Raw genomic sequence first — 6,297 nt, 5'->3', positions numbered from 1 at the left:
GGCTGTTCGGGTTTTGCCACTACCTGTTGCCATGACTAACAAGCTTTGTCTTGCCCTGCCTTTGAGTTCACCTTGACTATTCTCTTTTACCGTATTCTCAGCAACACGGGTAATCGCTTCAAGTTGGTACGGTCGGCCAACAATAGCTTCATTAGGTTTGAATAAACGTAAGTCTTTTCGGGTTTGCCGACGCTCAATTAATAATTGCAGTTCGTCTTTCGTATAAAAGCCTTGAACTTCACGTTCAGGGTAAAAGGTGTCATCCCAAAGATAAGTCTCAAAGCCATTACTATAAAAAATAATGGGCCGTTGCCCTTTCATCTTTTCTAAACAATTCGCATATAACTCAGCTTGGTGTTTGCCTTTCCTGGCATCATACATTGTCTTTTTGGCTTCAACGACAGCCAGCGGTAAACCATCGTCACCCCAAAGCACATAATCTATATAACCTATGCCTGATTTATTGGTACTGGCTGGCATACCAGTAACTTCATATTCCAAGTGATAACCATCTTGCAGATTATCCCAACCTGCTTCTTTCAGTGATAAGTCGATGTATCGACGACGAGTTTCTGCTTCAGATACCAACAATGGTACGGCTGTGCTGATATCAACGGATTGTTCGCGTGAGACTTTGCGTTCAGCTAATTGCTGCTGCTCCTGTTCAATAGCTTGTTTAATGGCTGGATTATGCTGTGCTTTGTCACGTATTTGTTGTTCATTTTCACGCTTTGACTGATTCTTTGTGTCAACTTCAGCCAGGGTAGTCTCAATGCTGGGTGGTTGAACAGTATCAGCATCCGCTCGGGGAATTAATGCTTCATTAAATATCTGAGTATCAGGGACAGATTTACCATAATAAATAGCTAGATGACGCATAAAGCGAAACAGGTATTTCAGTGAGGCTAAAGCATCCTGTTGACTGACAGACTTGCCGTGTGCAGCGAGATTACCTGTTTTGCGAATCAGATTAAGTTCATTGAATAAAGTATTGTTAAATAAAGATTTAAAACCATGCTCATGCATTAATGTGCTTAAGTCAGCACGCCAGGGACGGCTTAAAGTCCGTTCATGGTCATACAGCCAATTTATGGCATTTTCCAAGCTGGAGCGACAAAAAATAGCTGAGGCTTTAGGCGATGAAAAAGTGAAATGTTCAGCTTCAACGGCATCGGCATATAAAGCCGGAAAGTCGCGTTGTAAAAACTGAAAATTGCTCACTCACCTAGTCCCTGTTCATGATATATAAGCCTATGCTGCCTTATTTGCCGTTAATTCGCCAGTAAAAGCGCGTTGTAACAGACTGTTAAATAGCATTTCAGATTTTTCTAAATTCATCTGCGCTTGTTGTTTTTGTTGTTCGATAATGGCGATGCGTTCGGCGAATTGGTTTTGGAGTTGTATTGGCGGGACACTAAACTCTAAACGTTTAAGAATCTGTATAGTCAAGTATTGCGTGCTTGAACCAATTGATAATCTTTCTAAATCAGCCAATTTTTTTTCTAACGCAACCTTCATAAATGAATAAGTTAATTCATTTCCTTTGATTGTAAGGATATATGTCCTTTGATACGCATCAAATTTTCCGTTGTAGTACTTAACATCAAAAATACCCGCGGCATTATTCCCTGCTAAAAGCAAAGCTTCTTCATCATATGTATACGAATCAATTTTGAGTGGTTGTTTAGCACAGGTAAAGAATGGATATATACCTATGTCTGTTGCTGCGTTACTGTCCAGTTTTCCTGTTTTAGTACTAAACACATCTGAAAAATACTTAGTATTCCATTTCTTTGGGTTAGTGACAGGATCACCAAACATATCCAAAAACAGCGATTGGCTAAGTGAAGTGTAATGCTCAACCAGTTGCTGGTCTTTTTGTCTGAGCTTATCCGCCGCATCCAAAATAGCGGCAATCTGCTTTTGTTCTGCCAGAGGAGGGATTGGGATTTGAACTTTACTGAGCGTAGATTTTGAGATCTCTTTGAATGTTGCACCATTCCCTAAATCTTTGAGTTGGGGAATGATGTTTTTTATTGCGTAGTACAAATATTCAACATCTAGGTTTTTATTTGGTATTAATGATTTAAACCCTTGGTTAGTGCACGCTTCAATTGTGGTGATGGCTATGTGGCCAATCGGTGCTCTTGAACTGAGTAATAATGAATTTTTTGGTAACGGCGTTGTTGAGCAACTTTTAAGGCCTAAAGCAGTTATTTTTTCAGGTGCTTCTGAAATATATTTTGATTTTATTCGGCTTAGATCTTTTGGTGTAAACCAATTTATTTCACCATCCCAGTACTCGACTTTATTTCTTGATGGTGTGGAGCCACTGATAATTTCACAACAATCACCTATAGCAACTTTTTTGTATTGATTTGTTGTCAGCACCGAGTTCACCCTAACAACTCCTTCAAGATCTGCAATGCTTGCCCACGCTCGTTATCTAGTTGTTCTATCTCAGCAATAATTTTTGCCGGTGAATCATATTCCACTTGTTCATACACCACTTCTTTATAGCGGTTGATACTTAAATCCCAATCGTTTTGTTTGATTTCATCAAACGGCACCATAAAACTCTGGTCGGTGCGTTGACGATTAACATCTTTATGACGCTGTTTAAAGCGCTGGACGATATCATCAATATCATTGTTTTTAATTGGGCTACGTTTATCATCCAGTGAATAACCATCAGCTTGCATATCATAGAACCAGACATTGTCTGTGCCGCCGTTATTAGTTTTGGTAAAGATCACTACAGCGGTACTTACACCTGCGTATGGTTTAAACACACCGCTGGGCATTGAAATAATGGCTTCAAGGCGTTGCTTTTCAACCAGAGTTTCGCGTAATTGTTTGTGAGCATTGGATGAACCAAATAACACGCCATCGGGAATAATCACAGCACAGCGACCACCGATTTTGAGCATACGTAGCATCAAGGCAATAAACAGCAACTCAGTTTTTTTGGTTTTCACGGTTTTGAGTAATGAACTTTCCACGCCGTCGTAATCTAAAGAGCCTTTAAACGGTGGGTTGGCTAAAATCAGACTGTATTGATCTCGGCTGGCCGCATTGGCTTCACCTAAAGCATCCTGACCAATGAGATTCGGGCGTTCAACAGCATGGAGCTGTAAGTTCATTGCCGCTATGCGTAGCATGGTGCTATCAAACTCAATACCGGTGAACATATCGCTATTGAAATGTTCACGGAAAGTTTGGTCATGTAACCAGTCAGGATGATGATGGTAAATATATTCGCCTGAAGCCACTAAAAAGCCTGCTGTGCCACAGGCTGGATCGCAAATCGTGTCTTCACGATTAGGTTCCATCATTTCCACGATCATTTTAATGATATGGCGTGGTGTACGAAATTGACCATTAGTGCCAGCTGTGGCGATTTTCGATAATAAGTATTCGTAGAGATCACCCTTGGTATCACGATCGGCCATTTGGATACTGTTAATCATTTGCACAACTTGATCCAGCACCTTTGGCGTGGGGATCATAAACGTCGCACCTTTCATATACTGAGCAAATACGCCTGCTTGATCACCCAGTTGTTTCATATGCTCAAATAGCGTTAAACCATCTGCTTCTGGCTGTGGCTGAGTAAATAAATTGAACATGGTTTGCGGTTCTAGCTCACGAAAGCTATGCCAGCGAAAGCATTGATGATTGGGCCCGTAAAATGCTTTATGAGTTCGTTTGCCGGCAACGCTGGTTTTCTTTTCTTCAAGTTGTTCAATTTCATCCAGACGACGAATGAATAAGAGATAGGTGAATTGTTCGATGACCGTGAGCGGGTTACTTATCACGCCTGTCCAGAATGTTTCCCATATTTTATCAACTTGGCTTTTGATTTCACCGGTGAGCATGTAGCAACTTCTTAGAATGATTTATGAAGGAGAATGATTTTCCATTATTAAACCAGAGCTGACAAGAATATCTGCCTTTTATCAAATTTGAGTAGCTGCCTATATTTACCTAAATATCCAAACTCAAAAAATTGATTTGACCAGTTTCCGTACATAGCCGCTCCTTAATAGTAGACTGGCCTCTCGTATACAAAGGAGAGAGAAAAATGATCCAATCCGTAAAAGGTAATGGTCGAGAGCCTGATGGCCCGCCAGACCTGTTTGAATTAATGAAAAAGTTGACTGGCGGTGGTCGCGGCCGTGGCCGTTCACGTGGCAATTTTGGTGGTGGTGTTATTGCCATTATCCTGGTTGTTTTGCTGGTTTGGGGCGCCATGACGTCTTTTTACACGGTGCAACCAGAGCAACGCGCTGTGGTAAAACGCTTCGGTTCCGTTACGGGTATTACTGATCCTGGTCTTCATTTCAAAATTCCTTTTGGCATTGACAAGATACAACTGGTCGCTACCGAACGCGTATTAAAACAAGAGTTTGGTTTTAGCACGTTGAAAACCCGTCAGGGAGAACGTTCAACGTACAGTGCCGCACAATTTGAAGATGAGTCCTTAATGCTCACCGGCGATCTGAATATGATCGATGTTGAATGGGTGGTTCAATATCGCATTCAAGACCCTATTAAGTTTCTATATCAAATGCGTGAACCGACACGTACCCTTCGCGATATTTCTGAGTCAGTGATGCGTCGTATCGTTGGTAATATGCTGGGTTCTGAAGTACTGACTATTGGCCGGGTGGAGATTCAACAAAAAGCGGGTGATGAGATTCAGGAAATACTCGACCAATATGATGCAGGAATTCGTATCAGCACCGTTGAAATGCAGGATGTGGTGCCGCCTCGTGCCGTTCAACCTGCTTTTAATGAAGTGAATGAAGCTCGCCAAGAACGTGAGCGAATGATTAATGAAGCTCAAAAACGAGTGAATCAGGAAATCCCAAATGCGGAAGGTGCTGCCCTTCGTACTGTCGCAGAAGCTGAAGGTTACGCCACAGAACGAGTAAACCGTGCCGTGGGTGAAAGCGCCCGTTTTAGCGCTGTTCTGCATGAATATCAACAAGCGCCGGTCGTGACACGCTCACGTCTGTATCTGGAAACCTTAAATGAAATGTTGCCAGATATCGGGCAAATTTTGGTTGTTCAAGATGGCCAGATGTCTCCCCTCCCATTACTCGACGTCAACCGTAACGCCACTGGAGGTGACAAATGAAAACGTCTTTACTCGCTTTAGTCGCCGTTTTGGTCATCATCATTGGTAACCTCACGCTTTACACTGTAGATGAAGCCGAACAAGCCATTGTGGTCCAGTTCGGTGAACCGATTGGTGACGTCATTAATGAGCCCGGTCTTAAGTTCAAACTGCCTTGGCAGAATGTACGTTACTTCGACAAACGCCTTTTGGTCTGGGATGGAGATGTCACACAGATTCCAACGTTGGGTCGTGAGTTTATTCTTGTCGATACCACTGCTCGCTGGAGAATTACTGATCCCCTACTCTTTTTGACTAGTGTTCGTGATGAAGCCGGTGCGCGCACCCGTCTCGACGACATTATCGACTCTGTGGTCAGAGACATGGTCTCCTCTACCGAATTGGAAGAAATTGTTCGTTCGAAAGACTGGGAGGTCAATGTTGAAGAGCTGGATGATCCGGCCTTGGCAGAACGCAGTGACGTCAACCTGGAAAAACAACCTAAACTAGGTCGTGAACTGCTAGAAGCTGGTATTCTCAAACGAGCTCGTGACTCTATGCCAGCCCTCGGTATTGAGCTAGATGATGTACGTATTAAACGGGTTAATTACATTGAATCTGTTCGTCGTCAGGTAGAAAGTCGCATGATTGCAGAACGTCAGTCTATTGCTGAACGTTTCCGTTCTGAAGGTCGTGGCCGTAGCCAGGAAATCCTTGGTAATATGGAACGCGATCTTCGTCGTATTCGCTCTGAAGCAGCACGTGACGCCGAGAAAATTCGCGGTGAAGCCGATGCCAAAGCAACCCAAATCTATGGTGATGCCTTCGGTGCCGACGCTGAGTTCTATTCTTTCTTCCGTACGCTGGAAAGCTACCGAGCTTTAGGTCAGAACAGTACGCTCATGCTCAAAGCTGACTCTGATTTCTTCCGTTATCTAGAAGAACCGCAAGCTCAGTAAATCATTGCCTACCAGAGTGTCATGCCCAGCTTGGGTGTGGCACTCTGGATATGGGCATACCCCACCTTTAAATTATCCCTTCTTTGCATTTAGCTAAAACGTACTTAACCCAGTAGCTTCCATTGTCCGATATAACAATCTGGGCCAAAGTCTTTCATCCGCATAGTTTTCATAGTCGACACTGTAATGTCGGCCATAGAGGTTGTACCAGGATTC

Annotated in this window: 5 protein-coding genes; 2 read left to right on the top strand and 3 right to left on the bottom strand. The window is 43.0% G+C overall.

The window, feature by feature from the left end:
* From B4K20_RS12180 to B4K20_RS12170, 3 genes are all read right to left on the bottom strand, one after another.
* Nucleotides 1-1,221, bottom strand: a 1,221-nt coding sequence (locus B4K20_RS12180) for a DUF4145 domain-containing protein (protein ID WP_289283078.1), incomplete at its 3' end; no start/stop codon positions are given.
* 30 nt (nucleotides 1,222-1,251) lie between these two features.
* Nucleotides 1,252-2,391 carry a restriction endonuclease subunit S gene (locus tag B4K20_RS12175; protein ID WP_289283077.1) on the bottom strand — a complete coding sequence of 380 codons (1,140 nt, stop codon included), beginning with the start codon at nucleotides 2,389-2,391 and terminating at the stop codon, nucleotides 1,252-1,254.
* Between the two features lie 5 nt (nucleotides 2,392-2,396).
* On the bottom strand, nucleotides 2,397-3,878 hold the full coding sequence (locus tag B4K20_RS12170; protein ID WP_289283076.1) for a type I restriction-modification system subunit M: 1,482 nt from the start codon (nucleotides 3,876-3,878) through the stop codon (nucleotides 2,397-2,399).
* Nucleotides 3,879-4,084: 206 nt separating this feature from the next.
* Between B4K20_RS12170 and hflK the strand changes: the two genes are divergently transcribed.
* Together hflK and hflC are read left to right on the top strand one after the other, a co-directional pair.
* Nucleotides 4,085-5,143 (top strand): FtsH protease activity modulator HflK, encoded by a 1,059-nt coding sequence (gene hflK, locus B4K20_RS12165; RefSeq protein WP_289283075.1) that lies wholly within the window; start codon nucleotides 4,085-4,087, stop codon nucleotides 5,141-5,143.
* On the top strand, nucleotides 5,140-6,081 hold the full coding sequence (hflC, locus tag B4K20_RS12160; protein ID WP_286304592.1) for a protease modulator HflC: 942 nt from the start codon (nucleotides 5,140-5,142) through the stop codon (nucleotides 6,079-6,081). Before hflK ends, hflC begins: the two co-directional genes overlap by 4 nt.
* The last annotated feature ends 216 nt before the right edge of the window (nucleotides 6,082-6,297 follow it).

It is taken from the genome of Methylophaga sp. UBA5088 (assembly GCF_002414625.1).
In the GTDB taxonomy this organism is placed as follows: Bacteria; Pseudomonadota; Gammaproteobacteria; order Nitrosococcales; family Methylophagaceae; genus Methylophaga; species Methylophaga marina.
The sequence above is the reverse complement of the archived record's forward strand: the minus strand, read 5'-3'. Positions and strand labels throughout refer to the sequence as shown.

Bases quoted from the DNA above. Each gene is read 5' to 3' on its own strand.
- B4K20_RS12170 (WP_289283076.1), bottom strand. From the start codon at position 3,878: ATGCTCACCGGTGAAATCAAAAGCCAAGTTGATAAAATATGGGAAACA.
- hflK (WP_289283075.1), top strand. From the start codon at position 4,085: ATGATCCAATCCGTAAAAGGTAATGGTCGAGAGCCTGATGGCCCGCCA.
- hflC (WP_286304592.1), top strand. From the start codon at position 5,140: ATGAAAACGTCTTTACTCGCTTTAGTCGCCGTTTTGGTCATCATCATT.